Raw genomic sequence first — 21,896 nt, 5'->3', positions numbered from 1 at the left:
GGTCAGTCGTCGCCATCGAGGGCACTCTCGAAGGCCGCGTACTGGTCGCCGGCCGCGGCACGGCGATCGAGCCGGACCAGCGCGGCGACGAGGACACCAGCCGGGAGGGCGTCCAGCTCGGCGAGGTCCAGTCCGGTCAGGTCGATCAGCTCCGACCGGAGGTCGTCCTCTCCGGTGTCCATACCCGACCACCGCCTGTCTCCGTGTCGCGCCGCGCCCGGTCGGCCCCACCGCCGGGCCAGACATTGACCGGTGGCCAGATCCGCTGAGTGTGCTCATGATAACCGTGCGCCGCTCCTGCGGCGGACACCCGGACGGCGGCCGGACCAGGTACGACGGGGCCACCCGGGCACCGGCCGGTCAGCGACGACACCCGGAACGTCACCTGTCGATGTATGCTCCAATCTGGTAGGTGGCCCGACCGGCGACCGACAAGACGGCGGAGCGTCTGATGCCCGGACCCGTTGGTGGCCACCCGCCGTCACTCGGCACGGTGGCCCGTTCCGCGCGATCAGAGCGTCCGGTCCCCTTCCAACAGTTCGTGGTGAAGCTGCACAGCCGCTGCGACCTGGCCTGCGACCACTGCTACGTCTACACGATGGCCGACCAACGCTGGCGATCCCGACCCCGGACGATGACGGCGGCGACCCTCGCTCGCACCGGTGAACGCATCGGCGAGCACGCCCGCCGGCACCAGATGGGCCGGGTGAGCGTCGTCCTGCACGGCGGGGAGCCGCTGCTGGCCGGGGTGGCCGGCGTCGAGCGGGCCGTCGAGCTGCTGCGGCGCGGCGCCGCCCCGGTGCCCGCGCGGATGACCGTGCAGACCAATGGTCTCCGCCTGGACGACTCGTTCCTGCGCCTGTTCGACCGACTCGACGTGGGGGTCAGCGTCAGCCTGGACGGGGACCGCACCGCGCACGACCGGCACCGGCGCGGGCCGGACGGTCGGGGCAGCCACGACCGGGTGGAGGCCGCGCTGCACCGGCTGACCGGGTCGTACCGGCGGTTGTTCAACGGGCTGCTGTGCACCGTCGACCTGCGCAACGATCCGGTCACCACCTACCGCAGTCTGCTGGCCCACCGGCCGCCGGTGGTGGACTTCCTGCTGCCGCACGGCACCTGGTCGGCGCCGCCCGCCGGTCGCCCCTCCGATCCACGGCAGGCCCCGTACGCGGACTGGCTGACCGCCGTCTTCGACGAGTGGCATGCCGACGGCGGGCAACGCACCCGGGTCCGCCTCTTCGACGAAATCATCCAGCTGCTGCTCGGCGGCTCCTCCCGCCTGGCCGGCGTGGGGCTCAGCCCGGTCGCCGTGGCGGTGGTGGAGACCGACGGGGCGATCGAAATGGACGACACCCTCGGCGCCGCCCACGCCGGCGCCGGAAGCACCGGCCTGCACGTCGACCGGGACAGCTTCGACGCCGCCCTCGACCAGCCCGGTGTCCGGGCCCAGCAGGCCGGCGCGGCCGGGCTCTGCGCGCAGTGCCGCGCGTGCGACCTGCACAAGGTCTGCGGCGGCGGCCTCTACACGCACCGGTGGCGCGCCGGCAACGGCTTCGACAACCCGTCGGTGTACTGCGCCGACCTGTACCGGCTCATCGGGCACATCCGCCGCACCCTGCGGCGGGACGTGACGGCGCTGCGGGGGGTGGCCCGGTGACGCCGGCCGGGCACCAGCTGCCCCGCACCGTCCTCGACGACCTCGCCGCAGGCGGCGGCGGGCCGGCCGCCCTCGAACTCCTGCACGACGCTCAGCACAGCAAGAACCTGCTGCTGGTCCGGGCACTGGTCATCCTCACCCATCGGGTGGACCATCCCGACCGGGCGGCGGTCGAGGCGGCGTACCACCTGGTGGGCGGCCTGTCCCGGGCCCAGCGCCGGGCGGCGTGGGGCCATCCACCGGTGGCCGCCTGGGCCTTCGGCACCGCGTCGCTGCTGAGCCGGGGCGAACGCGCGGGCGCGTACCCCGGTCTGCTCGCGGCAGTCGCCGCCGCCGCCGCGGTGCACGCCCGCGCGGACGCCGACCTGGACGTGCCGCTCGACCCGGCCATGCCGGGCCGGCTGAACCTGCCCGGCCTCGGCACCCTGCGGGTCGCCCGCACGGCGACCCGGGCCCGCGTGCGCTGCGCCGGCGGCCGCGCGGAGGTACGCTGCGCCGGCGAGCGGATCGAGATCGGGTACGACCATCCGCCCGACCACCGCTGGCGGCCCTTCCCCGCGCTGCGCGCCACCCACGGCGGCCTCCCGCTGCGGCTGCTGCTGGACACCGGAACGTGGCGGCACGTGCCGGTGGCCGTCGACGCCCATCCGATCGCCGGTTCCGTGCGCGACCCGGGCCGGTGGCAGCACCGGCTGCGCGCGGCGTGGCTCCTACTCACCGACGAGCACCGGACGCTCGCCGAGGAGGTGTCGGTGGCGCTGAGCGCGCTGGTGCCGCTCGTCGCGCCACGGAACGGCGTCCGCAGCGGCACCTTCCACCACGGGTTCGGCGCGGTCGCGATGTCCCTGCCACCGGACTCCCGCTGCGCCGCGGTCACCCTCGCCCACGAGATCCAACACCTGAAGCTGGCCGCGCTGACCGACCTGTTCCCGCTGGTGGAGCCCGGCCCGGACGACTCGTTCTACGCGCCGTGGCGGCCCGACCCCCGCCCGCTGGAGGGCCTCCTGCACGGCGCCTACGCCCACCTCGGCGTGGCCGGCTTCTGGCGCCGGCAACGGCACGTCGAACGGGACCGGACGGCCCGCCACCACGCCGAGGTCGAGTTCGTCCGGTGGACCCGGGCCGCCGCGCGGACCGTCCGGGTGCTGACCGCGCAGCCGCGCCTGACCCCGGTCGGCCGACACCTGGTCGACGGCATGGCACCCGTACTCGACCGGTGGGCGCGGGAACCCGTGGCGTCCGCCGCGGCGGACGACGCCGGACGGCTGCTCGCCACGCACCGCGCCCACTGGGACCGGGAGCGGACCGAAGCGCGACCGGCGTGACAGCGAGGCTGGCCGATCTCCTCTACGCTGTGCCGCATGGGGGACGCTAACGGGCAGCCCACCCGACGTGAATGCTTCGTCATCGCTCCGATCGGCCCGGAAGGCTCCGAGATCCGGAAACGCAGCGACCAGATCCTCAAGCACGTCATCCGCCCGGTCGTCGAGGAGCGGGGATTCCAGGCGATCCGGGGCGACGAGATCGAACGCGCCGGTCTGATCACGTCGCAGGTGCTCGACCGGATCATCCAGAACGACCTGGTCATCGCCGACCTCACCGACCAGAACGCCAACGTCTTCTACGAACTGGCCGTACGACACGCGCTGCGCAAACCGTTCGTGCAGCTGATGGCGAAGGACCAGCAGCTCCCCTTCGACGTGCAGGGCATGCGCACGATCCTGGTCGACCACACCGACCTGGACAGCGTGCACTCCGCCAAGGAGCAGCTGGGCCGCGCCATCGACTCGATAACCACCGACGCCGACATCGTCACCCCGATGTCGGTCGCCCTCACCCTGCAGGACCTGCGCGGCTCGTCGAGCCCCCACGAGACCGGCCTGTCGCAGATCATCGAGACGCTGCCGCAGATGATGGACATCCTCCAGGACCTGCAACGGCACATGGGCACCGGCGGCCCGGTCGAACCGTCCGAGGCCGACGACCACCGGCGGCTGCGTGGCCTCATCATGTCGCTGACCGACCGTGGAGTGGTCACCGAGCAGGACCTGACCGGGCTGCTCGGCGGGGCGAGCTCCAAGTTCGACAAGTGGGTGCAGCACCTCATCCAGCGCTCCGGCGGGGCTGGCTGAGCAGTTCGGATTCCGACGCGGACGCGGCGACGAGCGTGATGGCCGGGAGTCATCAATATGCCTGTGAGTCATCACGCTCACCGGCAGATCTGGCGCAAAACAGTGGCCTCGGCACCGAGCGGAGGGCCCGGTCCAACACCTCGGCAGCCTGCACGAACCGCTCGTCCTGGGCGGGCTTTCCCGCCAGCGCCCGCACCTGCTGCGGCGTCGGAGGAAGTGATACGAAAGCGGCGGGCGGTACCGTGCTGGAGGTTCCGGCGGCGATTAGCCAGGAGACTCACTGCGATCGAAGAACGGCGTGAGGAGTTGGCGAACCTCGGCGGCCGAGGCCGGCCTTTCCGCTGCATCCTTAGCCAGGAGGCAGTAGATGAGGTGTGCCAAGTCGTCGGGCACATCCGACCGATACTCAGTGATGATCGGGATCGGTGAATATAGATGGCGGCGCATCATGTCCGGGGCGTTCGCAGCCTCGTAGGGAGGGTTTCCGCCGAGCATCTCGAAAAGAATGCAACCCAAGGCGTACAGATCGGCGGCAGGCCCGACAGGGTCGCCCTGGGCTTGTTCGGGTGCGATGTAGGCGGGGGTGCCGAGCGTACGCCCGGTCGCGGTGAGGCGGGACGCTTCGACCGGGCCGAGCAGCGCGGCCACGCCGAAATCAAGCACCTTGACCACCCCCGCCGGGGTGATCATGAGGTTCTGCGGCTTCAAGTCACGGTGTACGAGGGAGGCGGCATGGGCGGCCACGAGCACCGAACAGACCTGCGCGGCAATGGAGGTCGCCTCACCGACCGGCAACCGTTCCTGCTCGGCGATGTGATCGGCGAGGACGATCCCCGGCACGAGTTGCATGACGAGGAAAAGGTCCTCATCGTGTACGCCCACGTCGTGTACGGCTGGCACACCGGGATGGTCGAGTCTGGCGGTCGCTCTCGCCTCCCGCCGGAAGCGCTTGCCCGCCGTCTCACGCTCGTCCTCCGGCACCTCCAACTGCCGGAGGAACTTGATCGCCACCGGCCGGTCGAGTCGCTCGTCAAAGCCGGCCCAGACCTGACCCATTCCGCCGCGACCAACCGGATACGTCAACTCGTACCGGTCGCCGACACGATCCCCCGCCTGCACCTACAGCCTCCCCCGCATCGCACGTCGACCCCGCCTGAGCAGGAGCCGGCAATCAGGCTAGCTGTCGCTGTACGAGCCGCCCGGTCAGAAACGGGCTGGGCGTGCCGTGCCAGAACACCGCAAGCTCGTCGCGCGAACGGGTGGCCGCGACGAAGAGCAGGGACCGGTCGCGTTGGCGTTCGCGCTGGTAACGCTTCGGGTCAGTGTCCCGGTATCTGCTGATCATTTGCCGAGGCACCAGGCCGTCACTGACCCCAGCGATGATCATCCGCTGGTACTCGAGGCCCTTGAACCGGTGCATCGTGCCGACGTGCACGCCGTCCGGCCGCTTCGGGCCATCCGGGCCGATCTCCACCACTACCAGCCCGTCGGCCTGCAAGTGGCTGATGACGTCCGCCGCCATATCCTTCGTCGGTACGCAGATGGCCACCGAGCCGTCCGTCGGGCTGCCCCAACTGCGCAACTGCTCGACAATCAGATCACGCTCCTGCGTCCACGTTGCGGCACCGTGGAAGACCGGTCGACCGCCACGAAGCAGCGACCGATAGCCGGCCAGGTCCTCCTCACCGCCGTCGAGGTCGTCATACACCTCGCCGGTCATGATCTGCAGCGCATCGGCGAGGATCTGGCGGGTGGTGCGGTAGCTCAGCGTGAGCCGGGACGACCGGCCGCGGATGTTGACACCGAGGCTGCCCAACGTGACGTGGTTGTCGTAGATGCGCTGGTGGGTGTCGCCGGTGAGGAACATGTCGTCTGGGCCTGGCGCAACCATGGCTCGGAGCATCTTCCAGTGCGCAGCGCTGAGATCCTGCGCCTCGTCGACCACCACATGGCGGTAGCGCGGGCGGTAGAAGCCGCCGGACGAGTCGTCGGCGACACCGGTGTTGTGGGCTGTGCGGTCCATCTCGAGACGGGCAGCCCGCTGTGCCACCTGACGCCAGGTCCAGACGCCGCGGTTTTCCAACCAGGTGGCGAAGCGCTCCGTCAGCTGCCAGATCTGGTCCCGCTCGATCCGGGTGAGACTGCGACCGCGGTTGGGGCGGCGGGCCTTGAAGTAGTCCGTCCGCGAGTTGAGAACCTGACCGAGGATCACCTGGGTCCACTCGGCAGCCAGGAACTCCGCCTCCCAGCCGGTCTCCCCGGTCTCAAGGAGGAACTCGTCCCACATATCAAGGACGCGATTGTCGTCTATCACGCGGCGGCTGCCACCCGCCTTGGCTTCGGCCACCACCCGGCTGGCCAACCGGTCGATGTTGACGATGTCGACGCGCGATACCAACTCCTGTCCGCCCAGCGCCATCAGTCGGGTCCGCAGGTCGGCGGCCAGGTTCCGGTTGTAGGTGGTGAGCAGGATCGGCCTGTCCACCCCCGGCGGCAACTGTCGGGCGAGATGCGCCACCCGGTGCAGTGCGACGATCGTCTTGCCGGTCCCCGGGCCACCACCGACTCGCGCCGGGCCCTTATAGGGATGCTCGACCAGCTTCCGCTGAGTGGGGTGCAGGAAGATCTGCCACCGCTCGAAGGCCTCGCCCAGCATCGCCTGCAGCGCCTCGTCGTCAGAGGTCACCTGCGTAGCGGGGCGTTCAACGGCGGCCTCGAAGTCCTCGGGGTCGACCGGCTCGTCGGCCCGGACTGGATCGGTGACCTGCTGGAGCACCTCGTCGTAGGGGGTGCCGTCGAAGAGCGCGAAGAGGACGTCGGTGGTGAGCTGGGGAGCCCGGTCGAGCAGCTCCAGAAGCTGCGCCTCGGTGGTCAACTCCCGGATTTGCGGCAGCAGCGGCTCAGAAACGCCGAGATCCAGCAGTTGGGCGTCGGTGTAGGTGTCGAAGAGCGGCTTCTGCGCAGGCTCAGGCTCGACCTCGCGCGGCACAACCCGGCCGATGATGCTGTCACCGACGGGTGCCATGTCGACGACCTCGATGCCGCCGGTGATCCGGTTGATGCGGTACGCGTACCTGGCGAGGTCGTCGTACACCTCACCGCGGTGCTTGACCGCGACGAGCAGGTAGTCGCGCCCGGCGATGTGCAGCAGGAGCGCCCGGTAGTCCTTGTTGACACGGGCGGACATCAACCGGGATTCGCTGTTGAGCGCCTTCAGATTGAGCCCGGGGTTCTCCGGATTGTGCCGAAACTTGTGCATGAACTCGTAGACCGCTCCGATGTCGGCGCGGGTGAGCTTCATGACCTCCTTGTCGGCGCGGTCCAGCATCCGCAGGGTCGTTGCTCCGGTGCTCATCGACGTTCTCCCCCGCTCGTCGCCTTGATCTCTGCCGCCAGCTCGTCCACCGACCATTCCCGAGCGGTACGGGCGTGCCAGCCCGCGTCCGCGTACGCCCGGTCACGATCTTCTGTCTCCGGGTCGCCGGACCGGCCGGTGAGCACAATGGCAATTCGCCGGTCGGGCCAGGCAAGCTCGGCCTGCCAGCCCTGATCGCCCAACTCGTAACCGATGACCGGTGCGGGCAGGTCCTGTCGGGCCAACTGCTGGACGAGTTGGTCCAGGGTGTTCTCGTCCGGGTCCAGGTAGCGCAGAATGTCCCGCCACGGGGACTCCTTGTCGAGCGTTTCGGGCTCGACGGCCACCGGCTGCGCCACGACGCCGAGCCACGTTGCCGTTTCCTCGTCGAGCGGCTGCGCGCGTTGGGCGAATACCAGCCCGGTGCCCTCGCTGACGGCCATCGAGGCCGGCTCGAAGACGTCGAGGCTGGACACAGCGAGCTGACCTGCGTCACCACCACCGTTGCCGAGGAACTGGATGACGTTGCCCCAGGCCAGCCATGCGGCCCAGCGTTCCTTGTGGCCCGCTCCGGCCACGGCGGCCGGAAGGTCGTCGACGACGGTCAACGCCGACCACGTCGGCAGGGGCCTGCTTCGCCCGTCGACGACGAGCGTCACCGGGCAGTCCGCGTTGTCCCGGGCCCGCGCGATCATGATGTGTCGCGCGTTCGGCCCGGGCAGTGGCTCTCCCCGCAGCGCGGCCAACAGTCGCTCTGCCACGCCGCCAGAGTCGGTGGCCGTGTTGTCCCGGGCCTGTTTGAGCATGCCTGCCAGGGTGGCTTCCGCCCGACGCTGCCATCGGTTGAGATCGGGATCGGCGAGGAAGCGCATCAGCTGCTCGATCGGGTTGACCCAGACGGTCTCCTCGAGCTCGTCCGGATCAGCGCCGGGAAGGAACTGCCGGTATCGCTCCCGGGCCGCCTGCTTGCTGACCCCGCCGTACGGCGTCCACCGCCCCTGCCCGTCGGTGCCGCCCCAGGTCTTGACGTCGTCCCAGGTGGCGGCGAAGACCAGGTAGCCGTGCGCGCGTAGCCGGGCACGTTTTTTGGCGTCGTCCGCGAGCCGGTTGTACTGAGACGAGGCGTGGTATTTGAAGCCGTCGAGGTAGACGGCCACCTCTGGAGACGGGGCATCGAGGCGTTTGAAGTGGACGTCGGGACGGGTGCCTCGAACGGTGTTCTGCAGCTTCATCTGCCAGTGGGTGACGCTCTGACCGTTGTCCCGGACGAACCGCAGGTCGGCGATGCGGGCACCGTCGTGATCGGTCCGCCGGTCGATCCGCAGGCCCGATTTGGGTGCCTCGCCAAGCGCCAGCAACTTGGTGAGGAAGCGCATCTCCAGCTCGCTCTCCACCTGGTGGATCAGCGAGATCTCGTCGGTACGCGTGCCCTCCTCGACGTCCCAGGTGTCGAGGAGCTTGTCCAGCATCCCCAGCGCCTCGTCGCGGCTCATCAGGGCGAAGTGCTCGTTACGCGCGTGGCGCAGGAGGCAGCGGTGACACACCGCCCGGCCTTCGTGTCGGCAGACGCAGTCGGCGATGCGCTGCCGCGCCAGCTCCAGGATCGCGCGGAACTCCTCTGGCTTGGCGAGGCGGTGCAGGTAGCCGGTGCCCTGCGGCTGGGTGTCGAAGACGACCACGAAGTTGCGCGTCCCGTCACTCTGCCCGTCCGGCATCGTGGCCGACACGGCCTGCAGGTGCGCGGGGTCACCGCCGTACTGCGCGGCGATACCGAGGCGGATGGCGGCGGCGAACGAGGCGATGCGTTCCTGTACCACCGCGGTCGCGGCGGGAATGAGGATGCGCAGCGCCTCGGTTTCCAACTCGTGGGCGAGGATCAGGTCGACGTGGGCGTCCGGGGCGGCCGGCGAGCGCCGGTACGGGCACCAGGGCCGGTGGTGCTCGGCGCCCTTCACGACAGTCGAGCCGGAGGTTTCGGCGGCGAGCTGTTGGCTCACCGCAGGGACGCCGTCGACCGTTGTCCCGCCGCAGGAGGTGCAGGTGTGGAAGCGGTTGATTCGCACCTCTTCGCCGGCGAACAGTTCGGCTGCCCGGTCGTAGCGCTGCGCGCCCAGGTTGAAGTGGCGAATCATCGCGTGCCGGCTGTAGTCGACGCCGAAGGTGTCGTGGGCATGCCGCCAGGACGAATCGACCTTGGCCGGGTCGACGTCTACGGCGACGGTGGTGGCGTAGAAACGCCGGTCCCGGTCGTCGCTGTCGTCGCGGATGCGGGCGTCGTCACGCTTGTCGCGACTCAGCACCCGGGTGGGCTGGAGGACCTGGAACAGCCGGCCGTGATCGGCGATGCCTGGGTCCGAGCAACGCGGGCAGGCGCTGGTGTCCTCTTTGGCCAGGTGGGTGCGGACGTAGCCGCACTGTGCGCAGATCCGCCACTGCTCGTACGCGGGCCGATCCGCCGGGCCGACGTCGAGCCCCGAGATCTCGTGTTTGTAGCCCCGCACGTAGTAACTGTTGCCGGGTGCGATCTCGACGAGCGCCTGGCGGGCGGGGCGCGCGTACTCGCGGAGTTCGCTGTGGAAACGGCGGTCGCCGTCGGCCTTGTCCTCCCAGGTCAGGGTGGCTTCAAGGTCGGTCCGGGAGTCGATGAGCGCGTAGTTCGGCAGCAGACCGAACTCGACCAGGGTGCCGTGGGCGGCAGCCGTGCTGACCTCCCGCAGGCGGCGACGGACCGCCCCCTCCTCCGCCTTCAACATCTTGATCTCGCGGGCGTGCTCGGGGTCGCTCGGCACCAGCGTGCCGCGGGCGATGGCGAGTTCCTGCATCCGGCGACGCAGGTCGGCCAACCGGAACTCCCAGACGTCGTCGGCTTCCTTGACCCGGTGGACGATCCCGTCCACCGCGAACTCACGCAGCTGGTCGGCGGCGGGCCGCAGGACCTCGTCTCCGAACAGCGTGAGGAACTCCTCCACCAGGCGGCCGCCGTCGCGACGGCCAGCCTCGGCGAGGCCGGTCAGCCACCCGGTCGGGCCGAACAGCACGTGCGCCCGTCGTGGCATCGGCAGCACTCCGGCCAGGCGGCCACGGGCGGCAAGGTCGATCAGGTGGGCGAGGTATTGACGGCGCAGGATCTCCACGGCAGAGAGGAAACAGCCGGGTGGGACGATCTGTCCGGCGATCATGTCGCGCGGATCGGTGAGGTAGTAGCGATCCCGCTCGGATCGCCCGACCAGGGTCAACACGAGCGCGTTGCCGCTCTTACGCCCGGCGCGACCCGCTCGCTGGACATAGTTGGCCGGGCCGTGCGGGAGCGACGCGAGCACCACCGCGGAGAGGGCGCCGATGTCGATACCCATCTCCAGGGTGGGCGTGCAGGAGAGCACGTTCGGGTCGGTGTAGCGCTCGCCGTCGCGGAACTGCTTCTCCACCGTCTCCCGCTGGGCGCGGGTGAGCATGCCGGTGTGTTCGCCGGTGACGACCCGGAACACCGGGCTGTCCAGGTAGAGCCGCCGGTAGTAGTCGGCGGCGGCGGTGTCGTCATGGGCGGCCTGGAGTTGGCCGCGGCAGCGGTACTGGCGGCACGGCTGGCCGATCCAGTCGGCCACCCGGTCGGGGTGCTCGGTCTGCTGCCAGTGGCAGGTGTCGCAGCCGACCCCGGCCGTCGCGGCGGACGCGTCGTCGAGTCGGGTCACCCGCAGGTGGCCGGGCATCAGCCCGTAGACCGTGTTGCCGTCCTCGGTGTCGCCGGCGGCGACCACGTCGGCGGCGGCGAGGGCCGGCAGCAGCCGGCTGAGGAAGCCGGCGGCGTCGCCGGAGTCGAGGCCGAGGCAGCGCGACGTCCAGTCCTGGTACCAGTTTCCCCGCGCGGTGATCACGTCGAATTCCGAGCGGGACTTCGGCGTCGCGAGCAGGAACGCGGGCGCGGACAGGCCCTTCGGGAACGCCGGCATCCCGGCGGGCCGTCCGCCCCAGATCTGCCACCGGGTGCCGCCGCGCTTGAGGTACGGCACCAGCCACTCGTGGAACACCGCACCCCGGGTCCGTAACCGTTCCAGCAGACCGCGGAGGAAGGCGAGGTAGCGGGCGTCGTCCGGCGCCATTCCGGCCAGGTGACCGGGGCCGGTGAGGTGGACGTCCCGGCAGATCGCGGCGGCTCGCGCCGGATCGTCCAGTGCAACGTCGACGGCGACGCTGCGGGTCAACTCCAGGGTGCGGCCCTGGCGGGAACGCAGCCCGGTCTCCATCACGGTAGCGAAGACGAGCCGTTCGCTGATCAGCTCCCAGGTCTCCCGGCTTCCGTTGTGCTCGCCGGCGAGCAGGCTGTCGACTCCGGGCTGATCGTGCAGGTCCGGCGGCACGACGGTGGAGAGGATCTCCGGCTTCGCCGCCTCCTCGATCATCCTGACGAAGAGGTCGTCGAGCCCGATCGACTCCCCGGCGTTCAGCCGGCCGGCGAGCAGGGAGCGCAGCGAGAACGAGTAGGACCGGTTGGCGACGAAGCCGGCGCGGTGCGCGGCGTCCTGGACCGAGTCGTTGAAGAGCAGCGTCTTCTTTTCGGCCTCGTCGAGCTCCCCACCGGTGAAGAGTTGCGTGATCGCCACCGAGGCGAGGGTGGCCAGGCCGGCACCGAGGAAGCGGATGCCGTGGTCGAGCTCGCAGGACGGGCAGCGATCCTTCTCGGCTCCATCGATGTCGAGCACGTCACCGAGCACGACAATCGCGTCGTCGGTCGGCTTGCGGTCGCGCTGCTCGTCGAAGGGGCGCACCCGACGGCCGTACTCCAGGACCAGCAGGCCCCGGGAGCGCTGGCGTACCTCGTCGTCGGTCGCGGCGATCAGCGCGCGGACCCGGCGCTTGTCCCGACCGACGCTGGCGCGGTAGATCTTGTCCGGGTCGGTCTCCAGCTCCTGCGGGTCCTTCTCCGGCGACAACGCCATCCAGCCGGAGCGACCACAGTGCCGGCAGTAGATGGCCGGTAACCGTGGATAGCGATTGTCGGCCACGACCACGTCGGCGTCGGTGGCGTACGGGTCCAGCTCGCGCGGCGCTTCGCCGTACCAGCCGAAGGCAGCCTGGTGGGAAGTGCCGCGCAGCAGGCGGGAGACGGCGCGTACCCACAGGTGGGTTTCGATGTTGAGCAGCGGGCGGCCGGGAGCCTCCGGGCTCTGCGCGACGGAGAGCAGGCCGACGAACCGGGCGAGAGCCTTCGCCGTGATCTCCGGCCGGGTCTTCATCACGCTGCCCCAGCCGGTGGCGTTCTTTCGGGGCAACACGTCAATGATCTCGTCGAGGGTGCACGGCCGCGTCTGGAGCGAGTCGAGCACCGCCTTCGTCAACGGATGCTGGCGCAGCAGATCACCCAGACGCGTCGGATCGTCCAGACAGCGCTCACCGACGACCAGCTCGGCGACCTCGGACATCATCTCCTCGGGGTCGCGGTCGTCGACGGCGGCAAGCTGCTCCGGGCTCGGCAGCGGCAGGCTGAAGTCTTGGCGAGCGATGAACTCGCGAGCCTCGTAGCGGTCCTCCCCTACCAGCGACCCGGCGTCGAAGGCAATGCCGAAGACCTGCTCGGCGACCTCACGGATCGCGGTCCGACCGTCCCGGCCACCGCCCTCGCCGAGCGTCGCGGAGGTCGCCACCGGGCAGATCGGCCCGAGCGGCCGGCCCGGCTCGTCGAGGTCGAGTGCGGCGGCGAGCCGGCGCAGCAACATCGCCACGTCGGTGCCCTGCGCGCCGTCGTAGGTGTGGAACTCGTCCAACACCACGTACGCCGGCTCGGACCCCTCCCACAGCGGCAGGTCGTCGGCACGCTGGAGCAGCAGATCGAGCATCTTGTAGTTGGTGATCAGGATGTCCGGCGGCGTGCGACGCATCTCGGACCGCTTGGTGAACACGTGCGCGTACTCGATGGCCGCGACGTCGCCGATGTAGAGACCGGCGGTGACCTGGCTGAGCGCCGGGTCGGAGAGCAGCTCGTTGATGCGTTGAGTCTGGTCCGTCGCGAGGGCATTCATCGGATAGAGCAGGATCGCCTTGATCCCGGCCCGGCCCTGCTGCTTCTGCCGCCGGCAGTGGTCGAGCACCGGGATCAGGAACGACTCTGTCTTACCCGAGCCGGTGCCGGTGGTGATCAGGGTCGGCTCCGCCGCCCTGCCCTTCGTCGACAGGCGGGCGAACGCGTTCGCCTGGTGCAGGTAAGGGGCGAAGCCGGCCGGCGCCCAATCGAGGTGCGCCCGCCAGTCGCCCTCCGCCGGGCGGAAGGGGGTGCGAATCCGCAGGTACGGGCCGCGGAAGATGCCCTGCTCCGGGTGGGAGAGAAAACCCTCCAAACCCTGGCGTACGCCGTCCTCGGTCAGACCGAAGGTGGTGGTCAGGTACTGGGTGAGGGTCCGACGCAAGGTGTCGGCAGCGATGGTCGGCCTCATGAGCGGATCACCGCCGCATGCTACTTCACCCCTTACCGCGGTTGACCTGCCCGACAGCCTCTCGGGGACAGAGTCAGATTCGCGACAGCCACCCGCCGGATCGAACGTCGAGCACCGCTTCCACCACGACTTACGTTGCGGCCAAGCACCCCTACCACTCCGCGGCACAGCAATGAAAGGGTGTACGGCTCTTTGTGATCCGCCTTATGATCACGGGCCGGAATGGGTCCGGAACGGATGAGGTGACGGCTTCCCGATGGTTGCAGCGGCACAAACGACTCTGCAAGGCCTGCTCGAAGGCACGAAGCAATACCAGGTGCCCCTCTATCAACGCACCTACTCGTGGCAGGACCACCACCTGGAACGCCTGTGGGACGACATTCTCCGGCTCACCGACGACCGTGCCGAAAACCCGAAGGCAACTCATTTCATCGGGTCGCTGGTGCTGGCACCCAGTCCCAACAACGGTCCCGCCGGCGTCGGCGTGTTCCTGGTGGTCGATGGCCAGCAGCGGTTGACGACCCTCTCCATCCTGCTCTGCGCCATTCGGGATCACCGCGCGCTCACCGAGGACGACACGCACCGCGACCGACTGACCGGCCAGTATCTGATCAATCAGTGGGTGCCCGAGCGACGGTTAAAGCTCGTCCCCACCCAGGCCGACCTCGACGCCTATCTGGCTTGCGTGGACTCCTCGGCCCAGGCCGGTGGAGGCGAGGTCGGTGCCGCCTACAAGTTCTTCCGCGACAGACTGGCGAGCCCTGCCGTCGCAGCGAAGGTGAACCACCTGGAAGACGCGGTGCTCTTCGGGTTGGCGTTGGTCTCGGTGATCGCGCACCTTGAGGACAACGTCTACCGAATTTTTGAGTCGCTGAACAACACCGGCCTCAAGCTGACCCAAGCCGACTTGCTGCGGAACTACCTGTTCATGCGTCTGCCGAACCGCAGCAAGACCGTCTACGACGCGCACTGGCTGCCGTTACAGAAGCGGTTCAACTCGACCGAGTTAGAGAACTTGTTCTGGCTGGATCTGGTGCAGCGCGATCCGCGGATCACGCAAGGTGACACGTACGCGCGACAGCAGGCGCGGCTCGACCGGCTCAGCACGGAGGACGACGTCGAGGCCGAGGTACGTCGGTTCGGTCACCTGGGCACGCTGCTGGAGATCATCCTGCATCCCAGCAAGGAGCAGGACCCGGGCGTACGCCTCCGGCTGGAACGTTTGCAGGCTTGGGGCAGCAGCACCGTCAACCCACTGCTGCTGCATCTGCTGGAACGGCGCAGCCTGGGCACCGCGACCAGCGCAGAGGTTGCCTCCGCGATGAGGTACGTAGAGAGCTTCCTGGTTCGGCGGCTGCTCATTGGCCGCGCTACGGCCAACATCAACCGCAACCTGGTATCCATCGTCACCGAGATGAACAAGGACCTGCCGGTCGACCAGGCTGTGCACGCCTACCTGTCAGACGGGCGCAAGTACTACGCGACGGACGCCGACGTACGTCACGCGGTCCGGTCGCTACCGTTCTACACCAACGGGCGGGCGTCGCAGCGTTCGCTGGTGCTGCGCTGGCTGGAGGAGTCGTACGACAGCAAGGAGCCGGTCTCCCCGGCGAAGCTGACCATCGAGCACGTCCTGCCGCAAAGCATGGGTCCAGAGTGGCAGCGCATGCTCGCTGCGGACCTCGATCCGCACGAGAACGTCGTCGAGGTTCACGGTGCCCTGAAACATACTTTGGGCAACCTCACCCTGACCGGTTACAACGCCGAGTTGGGCAACAGCCCGTTCGCGGTCAAGCGGGTCGACCTCGCCAAGAGCGGTGTCCGCCTCACCCAGGACATCATCACCTGCGAACGCTGGGGGCGACCGCAGATTCACGCCCGCGCCGACACCCTCGCCGAGCGGATCATCAACCTTTGGCCGGGTCCCACCGGATCGACGGTGGATCAGTCTGAGGTGCGCTGGGACCTCATGGAAACGGCGCTCGCCGCGATGCCGGCCGGATCCTGGACAACCTACGGGGACCTCGCCGCCTTGATCGGCACCGCGCCCCAGCCAGTCGGCAACCGGCTGCGCGCCGTCCCGGTGACTAATGCTCATCGGGTGTTGCAGGCCGAGGGAACGAAGGCCGGTGGATTCCGTTGGCCCGACGGACGAACGGACGACCCGATCGCGGCGCTACAAGCCGAAGGGGTGTTGTTCGACCAGCAGGGTCGGGCGGACCCGACCCAGCGCATCGACCTCGATGAGCTGGCGCAACTGAGCGGCTTAGCCCCCGACGAACTGCCCCGACGGCTGCCTCGGCCGCGACCTGGTGACGGGCAGTCCCGTGCCGACCGCTTCGCCGAGCAGCTCGGAGTGTTGCAGGACGTCGTCGTCGCCGGAGCCGCCCTGACGCTGCTCGACCGATGGACCGAGATGGGCGGCACGCTCCTCTACGGCGGTGGAGCGGAGACGTCCTGCTTCCTGATGGCCCGCGAGCGTGGCCACCGCGACGGCGACATCTGGCCTGTGACGCTCTATCCCAGCGGAAAAGTCGAGGTGGTCTTCCAACACCTGGCCAGCCGCTTGCCGTTCGACGACGTGACGCTGCGTGAGCAATTCCGGCAACGACTAAATCAGCTTCCCGGCGTGAGCATCGCCGCCGCGAAGCTCAACCTACGCCCCAGCTTCGCCCTGACCGTCCTCGCCGACAGCGCCGCCGCCGCAGCCCTCGTAGAGCACCTGCAGTGGTTCTACGAGCAGACCCATCTATCCGAGCAAGAGGAGGACGAAACCCTCACTGTCTAGCGAAAGGCCAGATGTCTTCTCCGATATGTCGACCTGCCTTCGCAGCAATCGAGGTGGTAGCCGTGTCCGCGCTAACCAATGAGGTAAAGAACGCCAAGAGCCCGGTGGCCCGTTGGCTCCGCGCGAGGTTCCCGCACCACCACGATGTACAGGCCGACTACCGGGAGGCCGTCGGCCTGGCCCGGCTATTGCCGTCTCCGACGGTTGCGCTCGGGACGCAAGGCGCCGCTATCGACTGGTGGCTGCGGTTCATGATCGACCCGTCCCCTTCGGTCAGGCTTGCGATGGCCGGTCTCCGCTCAGGGCGCGCGCCATGCGGACGGGCTGGCCTGGAACTGCTGCACGACCTGGGTGCCGTCGATCACGACGGCAATCACGCCGGGCCAATCCGCCCGGCCCGGTTCAGGAAGCGCTCTGACGAGTGGTGGGCACGGATGTCCTACGCGCTCGCTCTTCTGGTCGAGCTGTACCGGGCGGCTCGGGTCGACGGATCACGCCTGATGCAGCTCGGCCCGGACAGTCGGGCGTCGGACCTGCTGGCACTGGCCAACGCCGACGAGGTCGCCGACCTGATCGCGATGCGCGACCTGGCCGTGGAGAAACTGCTACCACGGTTGCCGTCTGGGCCCGTGGCCACCGGTTCGACGTTCGAGGGCAGCGTCGACCTCAACGCTGACGCCGATCTCATCGTCGGCGGAGTGCTCGTCGACTTCAAGGCCACCCAGGGAAGGGCCCGGCCGGACGGCAGCCGTGCGGCCGCACTCACCAGAGCCGAAATCGACCAGTTGCTGGGGTACGTGCTGCTGGACTACTCGGACGCCTTCGCCCTGCACTCGGTGGCCATCTACGCCATCCGCTACGGACATTACCGGGCATGGCCGCTGGACGAGCTCTGCGCGGAGCTCGCCGGGCGGCCGATTGACCTCGCAGCGATGCGGCAGGAGTTCGCCCAGGTGGTGCGGGTCGAGTTGCCGGGTTACCGCAGGGCGTCGATCGTCGACCGGATCCAGCGGCGGGTCGCCACCAGTTAGTCGGTCACCAGTCGCGGGCCCAGTCCGGTGGCGGTACGACGGTGAGCTGTGGCTCACCGCTGATCGGTTCGAAAGCGTGCACGACGCGCAGGTCCCCGTCGGCCGCAGCGTCCTCGTCGGTGAGGACCCGACCACTGCTGCCATCGGTGCTGACCAGCAGCCAACGGTCGGGGTAGATGCCACCGTCGTCGACCAGCGACCGCACCCCGAAGGTGCGGGCCAGGGTGGCCGCCAACTCTCGCTCCCCCTGATTGGTGGCGTCGGCGAGCTCGGTGTCACCGGTCAGGATCCAGCCGAACTCCCCGTCCTCGTAGGGAGGATTGAGCATGGCGACCGGCCGAGGGTCATCGATCGCCCGGTCCTCGATCCGGCCGACGTAGACCGCGTCCGGTGAGATGCCGTAGTCCTCGCTCAGGAATCGGCGTAGCGCTTCGGCGGGCAGTTCCTTCTCGAAGTGGATCTGATAGCGCAACGCTCACCCCCGGTAGCTCTTGTGGTGGCGGAAGACCTCCGGCGCCCGCTCCTGCGCGGCCTCGGTCAGGAACGGATTGCGGTCAATCGCGGCTCTCGCCTTCTCGATGTCGCCGCCAGCGGCAATGTACTCCTTCAGCGTGCCGTACTCGGCGCGGTTCAACTGCGTTAAGCCAGGGCCAGCCTCGGGAAAGACCGTGCCGCTCGGCTCAACTGCATAGGTGCGGCCGTTCACCTGATAACGCTTCCGATCTGGGTCCCAGGTGGCACGGCCAGCTCCGATGTCGTCCAGGTCCTTGGCGACGTCCGTGCCGGGAAGGCCGACAGTGTTGACTTCCTTCCGCGCAGCTGGGTGCCGGAGGGCACGTCGCGGCGGCCGAACTTGGCGGTCGACATGAGTAGGCACAGAGGCTTCCGGTACGGAGCGGCCCCTGACACAATCGGGTACGCGAACCTCCGGGACGGGGAAGCAGAGTGGTCCAACCTGCACCATCCGCGCTATTTGTCGCTCCGGCCTATGACCACGGCGAGTACCGCTCAGCCGAAAGTTTGGGTCTCCGCGCCGTCGCGGCAGTGCTTGAGCGCCTGGATGTTCAGGTGCAGGTGTTCGACGAATGCCCGACGCCACCGCCCGACCTGGTGCGCGAACTCGCGCAAAGGGCCACCTTGATCGGCATAGGCGTCCTCTTCACCCGGCAGACTCCCGACGCAATAGGTCTGGCGCGACATCTGCGCCAGTACGCGCCGAACGCGTATCTCACGATCGGTGGCCAGGGGCTGCAGTTTCTCTGGGAAGAGGTCTTGCGCGACTGCCCCGAACTCGATTCAGCATGCATGTACGAAGGTGACGAGACGATTGCCGAAGTCTGGGCCAGGCTGATGCGCGGCCAGGGCGACGGTGGCGTCAAGGGCCTGCAGACGCGACAGGATGGTCGGATCGTCACGGAAGGGCCTCGACCTCCTGTCGCAGCGCTCGATGATCTGCCCTTCGCCTTTCGCGACCCGTCACCGGTGGCGTACCGCGGCGGGCACGCCACGATGTCGACGAGCCGGGGGTGCGCGGCGCACTGCACGTTCTGCCAGTCTGGCAACTACGCCAACCGCTACCACAGTCTGCCGAAGTGGCGACACCGCAGCGCCGCGTCGGTCATCGACGAGATCGTTCACCTGCACGAGACCCACGGTGTCAAAGCGATAAGCATCGTCGATGACGACTTCCTGGGCGGGGCCGGTCAGGGCCGGGAACGGGCCGTTGAGTTCGTACGACACCTGGGCCAACTCCCGTTCCAGATCACCTATTCGATCGAGTGCCGGGTTGACGAGATCGACGAGGATCTGCTGGGACGGCTGCGCGAGGTCGGGCTGCGGCACGTGCTGATCGGCATCGAATCGGCTACCAGCTCCGACATCCGGCTGTTCGCGAAGAGGACCAGCAATGATCAGGTTGAGGCAGCCATAGCAGCGCTACGCCGGTTGAACATCGACTTCTCAACCGGCTTCATCATGTTTCAACCGATGTCCACCCTCGCCGGCATTGCCGAAAACCTCAGCTTCCTCGCCCGAAGCCGGGTCACAAGCTACTCCCGACTCACCAATCGCCTGGAGTTGTACCCCGGAGCACCATTGCTGCGGTACTACGAGCGGCACGGCGTGGCCATGCACACCGAAAAGTACCGGGTCTACTACGAGTTCACGGATCCACATGTGTCCCACCTGTACACCGGGATGCGGAGGGCTCTCGCGCCGTTCGAAGACATCGAGGCCGCCTGCGATACGGAGAAGTTTCGCGCTGCCCGGGGAGATAACGCCGCGTCGTTCGAGCGCCTCCGCTCGCTGCGAGCGCTCTCGGACGAGAGCACAAGCTGCATGATCGTCGCAGCCCAGCGATGTCTGTCCGAAGTCGTGGATAGCGGATTGGAAGCCTCATTCACCCAGGTCGCCGCGGAGGTCATGAACGAGACGTCGCGATTGACGGCTGCCCTTCGGCAGCAGTCAGTCGGGCCGAGATCCACCAGCTGAGGATGAGCGGAGGTGATGGTCATGAAGCGTGGTGAGGGTTGGGTCAACGGCAACGGCGGTGGCGGCTGACCACCATCGTTGTGGGATGCCATCAAGGACGGCAAGGACGGCGTGACTGTCCCGCGCCTGACGGAACGGGACAGCCATGCGTCAAGGAGCGACAGGGGCGAGGGTTTCATTGAGCACGGCCACACGTGACTTCCTGTACGGCGGCATGTATCTCTCCGCATGCCGATTCGCCAACATCGATCGCTTTGTCGAGCGAGTGGGCGCGGCAATCGACCTGGCGGCGGCAGCTGATGCAGCGTCCGCAGCAGCGACACTCTGCGACTTGGCCGACTCCATGTCACCCGATGGGCCGCTCCACGACGACGAAGCCGCGCTGGGCACGCTGATGGCGGACGACCTCCGGGCAGTTGCCGCAGTGCAGGTCCCTCAGGCCGAGACCGCCGTGCACGATCGGGTCACCGCAGCGGGCGGCGACATCACGGCCAGACTGACAGGTGCGGGGCTCGACCTCGGCGATTCGGATCTCTACGTGGTGGACGATTTCCCGGCACCCTTCGACCAGTTCGGATGGGCCGCGTTCGCGCCGGACCGGGAGGACGAGGAGCGTTACGGCATCCCGTCCGGGGTCTACTTCCGCCGTGACGGCCTGCGGCCGCTCTACAGCGAGGCCCTCTTCGCCCACGAAGTCGTTCACACAGTGCCGGGCCGGGTCGACCCCGAGGTCTACGCCATGGGGCTGGAGGAAGGAATCGCCGAGGTACTTGGCACCTGCTTCGCAGCGACGGCCGCCGTGCCACTGCACGCACTGCGCAACATCCTGGTGTATGGCCGCCACGGGGCCGAGCGACCAAAGTTGTGGTCCCTCTACCGCGATCACACCCGGCAGGCATTCCTGCTCTACCAGGAGTTCGGCATTGACGGTCTCATCGAGCTGGCGCATCGGGGACGCGCCAAGATCCATGAGGCGGAGGTAGCCCTCTTCAGCGGTACGTTCCGAACACTGGACCTGCCCCGCGGCAACTGGGACGACGACACGACCTGGCTGCTGGAATCCTTCTGCAACGGATACCTGCCGTCCCACGTTTTCACGCCTCTTGAGGTCGTGCTCATCGATCACGTGGACGAGCAGCGTTCTCTCACGGAGATCTGCGCGCGGGCGAACGTGCCGGCCATCGTCGGCGTACCGCTGCTCAAGCGGCTCGGCAGCGAGTCGGCACTGTTCGTGCGAGACGGCGATCGAATCGGCTACTCCAACGTCCAGCACTACCTGTCGATGGGCGAATCGGCCGGCCTGCCCGTCATCAGGTACCTTCCGCCACTCGGTAAGGCGCCCCAGTAGTGGAGCCTTCATCGCCGCATTCGACGAACCCTCGGCGCACTCTGCCCGGAGCGCTCGCCGACCTGTACCGCAGTCGTGGCCTGCTGCTCGGCTTCCTGGCAACGGCAGTGGGCCTGTTGCTCATCCTGATCGCGCCATCCGGGGACCCCACCATCACGACTGGTCCCGGTGGCAGGGCTGTTGCGTTCTCGCGGCGCGGGGCGCTGAACAGGGATTTCGTGGGGTGAGTGGCCTCTGTGGAGGCGGATGAAGCGGGTGAATCCCTCAAGGTGATCATGGAGTTCTTGACGCTGCACGACCACCGAGGAACGTCACCCGCCGATGACATCATCTCTGATGTGCGCACTGACCGTGACAACCCCCGGCTCCGACACGCTCTCACCGCCGGTCACCGACAGTGAACATGCCGGGCTCATCGAAGCCCTGGGCCGGATCCCGGACCCGCGTAACCGCCACGGGCCCGGTATCCCCTCGTGGCGCTGCTGAGCGTCGCGGTCTGCGCGGTCCTGGCCGGTGCCACCTCGTTTGCCGCCAGCCCTAGTCACAGTCTGAGGCCTCCACAAGACGGGGCGCAGGGCTGTTGCGTTCTCGTTCGGCGAGCCGGTGAGCTGGGATGATGCCGGGTGATTGGCCTATGTGGAGGCGGTTGAAGCGGGTGAAGCCCTCA

Annotated in this window: 13 protein-coding genes; 7 read left to right on the top strand and 6 right to left on the bottom strand. The window is 68.4% G+C overall.

Features of this window, described 5'->3' with window-relative positions; translation table 11 throughout:
* Positions 1 to 2: 2 nt before the first annotated feature.
* Positions 3 to 182: an FxSxx-COOH cyclophane-containing RiPP peptide gene (fxsA, locus tag AB0H52_RS24770; RefSeq protein ID WP_357950297.1), complete on the bottom strand. Its 180-nt coding sequence runs from the start codon at positions 180 to 182 to the stop codon at positions 3 to 5.
* A 269-nt stretch (positions 183 to 451) separates the two neighbouring features.
* Between fxsA and AB0H52_RS24765 the strand changes: the two genes are divergently transcribed.
* Genes AB0H52_RS24765 through AB0H52_RS24755 form a run of 3 tightly spaced genes read left to right on the top strand, consistent with a single transcriptional unit; the run spans position 452 to position 3,792 of the window.
* Complete coding sequence (locus AB0H52_RS24765) at positions 452 to 1,660, top strand: FxsB family cyclophane-forming radical SAM/SPASM peptide maturase (RefSeq protein ID WP_357950294.1); 1,209 nt, start codon at positions 452 to 454, stop codon at positions 1,658 to 1,660.
* The gene (locus tag AB0H52_RS24760; protein ID WP_357950291.1) at positions 1,657 to 2,985 is read left to right on the top strand and encodes an HEXXH motif domain-containing protein; all 1,329 of its coding nucleotides are present in this window, start codon (positions 1,657 to 1,659) and stop codon (positions 2,983 to 2,985) included. Before AB0H52_RS24765 ends, AB0H52_RS24760 begins: the two co-directional genes overlap by 4 nt.
* Before the next feature lie 36 nt (positions 2,986 to 3,021).
* Positions 3,022 to 3,792: a hypothetical protein gene (locus AB0H52_RS24755; RefSeq protein WP_151490666.1), complete on the top strand. Its 771-nt coding sequence runs from the start codon at positions 3,022 to 3,024 to the stop codon at positions 3,790 to 3,792.
* A 264-nt stretch (positions 3,793 to 4,056) separates the two neighbouring features.
* Here the strand turns inward: AB0H52_RS24755 and AB0H52_RS24750 are convergent, their stop codons facing one another.
* Genes AB0H52_RS24750 through AB0H52_RS24740 form a run of 3 tightly spaced genes read right to left on the bottom strand, consistent with a single transcriptional unit; the run spans position 4,057 to position 13,572 of the window.
* Complete coding sequence (locus tag AB0H52_RS24750; RefSeq protein ID WP_357950288.1) at positions 4,057 to 4,911, bottom strand: serine/threonine-protein kinase; 855 nt, start codon at positions 4,909 to 4,911, stop codon at positions 4,057 to 4,059.
* Between the two features lie 52 nt (positions 4,912 to 4,963).
* Positions 4,964 to 7,147 (bottom strand): UvrD-helicase domain-containing protein, encoded by a 2,184-nt coding sequence (locus AB0H52_RS24745; RefSeq protein WP_357950285.1) that lies wholly within the window; start codon positions 7,145 to 7,147, stop codon positions 4,964 to 4,966.
* Complete coding sequence (locus AB0H52_RS24740; protein WP_357950282.1) at positions 7,144 to 13,572, bottom strand: DEAD/DEAH box helicase; 6,429 nt, start codon at positions 13,570 to 13,572, stop codon at positions 7,144 to 7,146. The genes AB0H52_RS24745 and AB0H52_RS24740 overlap by 4 nt, the downstream gene beginning before the upstream one ends.
* Positions 13,573 to 13,828: 256 nt before the next feature.
* Between AB0H52_RS24740 and AB0H52_RS24735 the strand changes: the two genes are divergently transcribed.
* Both AB0H52_RS24735 and AB0H52_RS24730 read left to right on the top strand, forming a co-directional pair.
* Positions 13,829 to 16,360: a DUF262 domain-containing protein gene (locus AB0H52_RS24735; protein ID WP_357950279.1), complete on the top strand. Its 2,532-nt coding sequence runs from the start codon at positions 13,829 to 13,831 to the stop codon at positions 16,358 to 16,360.
* A gap of 434 nt (positions 16,361 to 16,794) precedes the next feature.
* Complete coding sequence (locus AB0H52_RS24730; RefSeq protein WP_357950276.1) at positions 16,795 to 17,391, top strand: hypothetical protein; 597 nt, start codon at positions 16,795 to 16,797, stop codon at positions 17,389 to 17,391.
* Positions 17,392 to 17,395: 4 nt separating this feature from the next.
* Here AB0H52_RS24730 and AB0H52_RS24725 read toward each other — a convergent pair whose 3' ends face one another.
* Positions 17,396 to 17,863, bottom strand: a complete 468-nt coding sequence (locus AB0H52_RS24725) for a hypothetical protein (RefSeq protein WP_357950273.1) — start codon at positions 17,861 to 17,863, stop codon at positions 17,396 to 17,398.
* Positions 17,864 to 17,866: 3 nt separating this feature from the next.
* Positions 17,867 to 18,097, bottom strand: coding sequence for a hypothetical protein (locus AB0H52_RS24720; protein ID WP_357950270.1), 231 nt, complete (start codon positions 18,095 to 18,097; stop codon positions 17,867 to 17,869).
* Positions 18,098 to 18,336: 239 nt separating this feature from the next.
* Here AB0H52_RS24720 and AB0H52_RS24715 point away from each other — a divergent pair, with 239 nt between their 5' ends.
* On the top strand, positions 18,337 to 19,881 hold the full coding sequence (locus AB0H52_RS24715; RefSeq protein WP_357950267.1) for a radical SAM protein: 1,545 nt from the start codon (positions 18,337 to 18,339) through the stop codon (positions 19,879 to 19,881).
* A gap of 178 nt (positions 19,882 to 20,059) precedes the next feature.
* Positions 20,060 to 21,229, top strand: coding sequence for a hypothetical protein (locus AB0H52_RS24710; protein WP_151492688.1), 1,170 nt, complete (start codon positions 20,060 to 20,062; stop codon positions 21,227 to 21,229).
* Positions 21,230 to 21,896 lie beyond the last annotated feature (667 nt).

It is taken from the genome of Micromonospora sp. NPDC050695, from assembly GCF_040654415.1.
In the GTDB taxonomy this organism is placed as follows: Bacteria; Actinomycetota; Actinomycetes; order Mycobacteriales; family Micromonosporaceae; genus Micromonospora.
The sequence above is the reverse complement of the archived record's forward strand: the minus strand, read 5'-3'. Positions and strand labels throughout refer to the sequence as shown.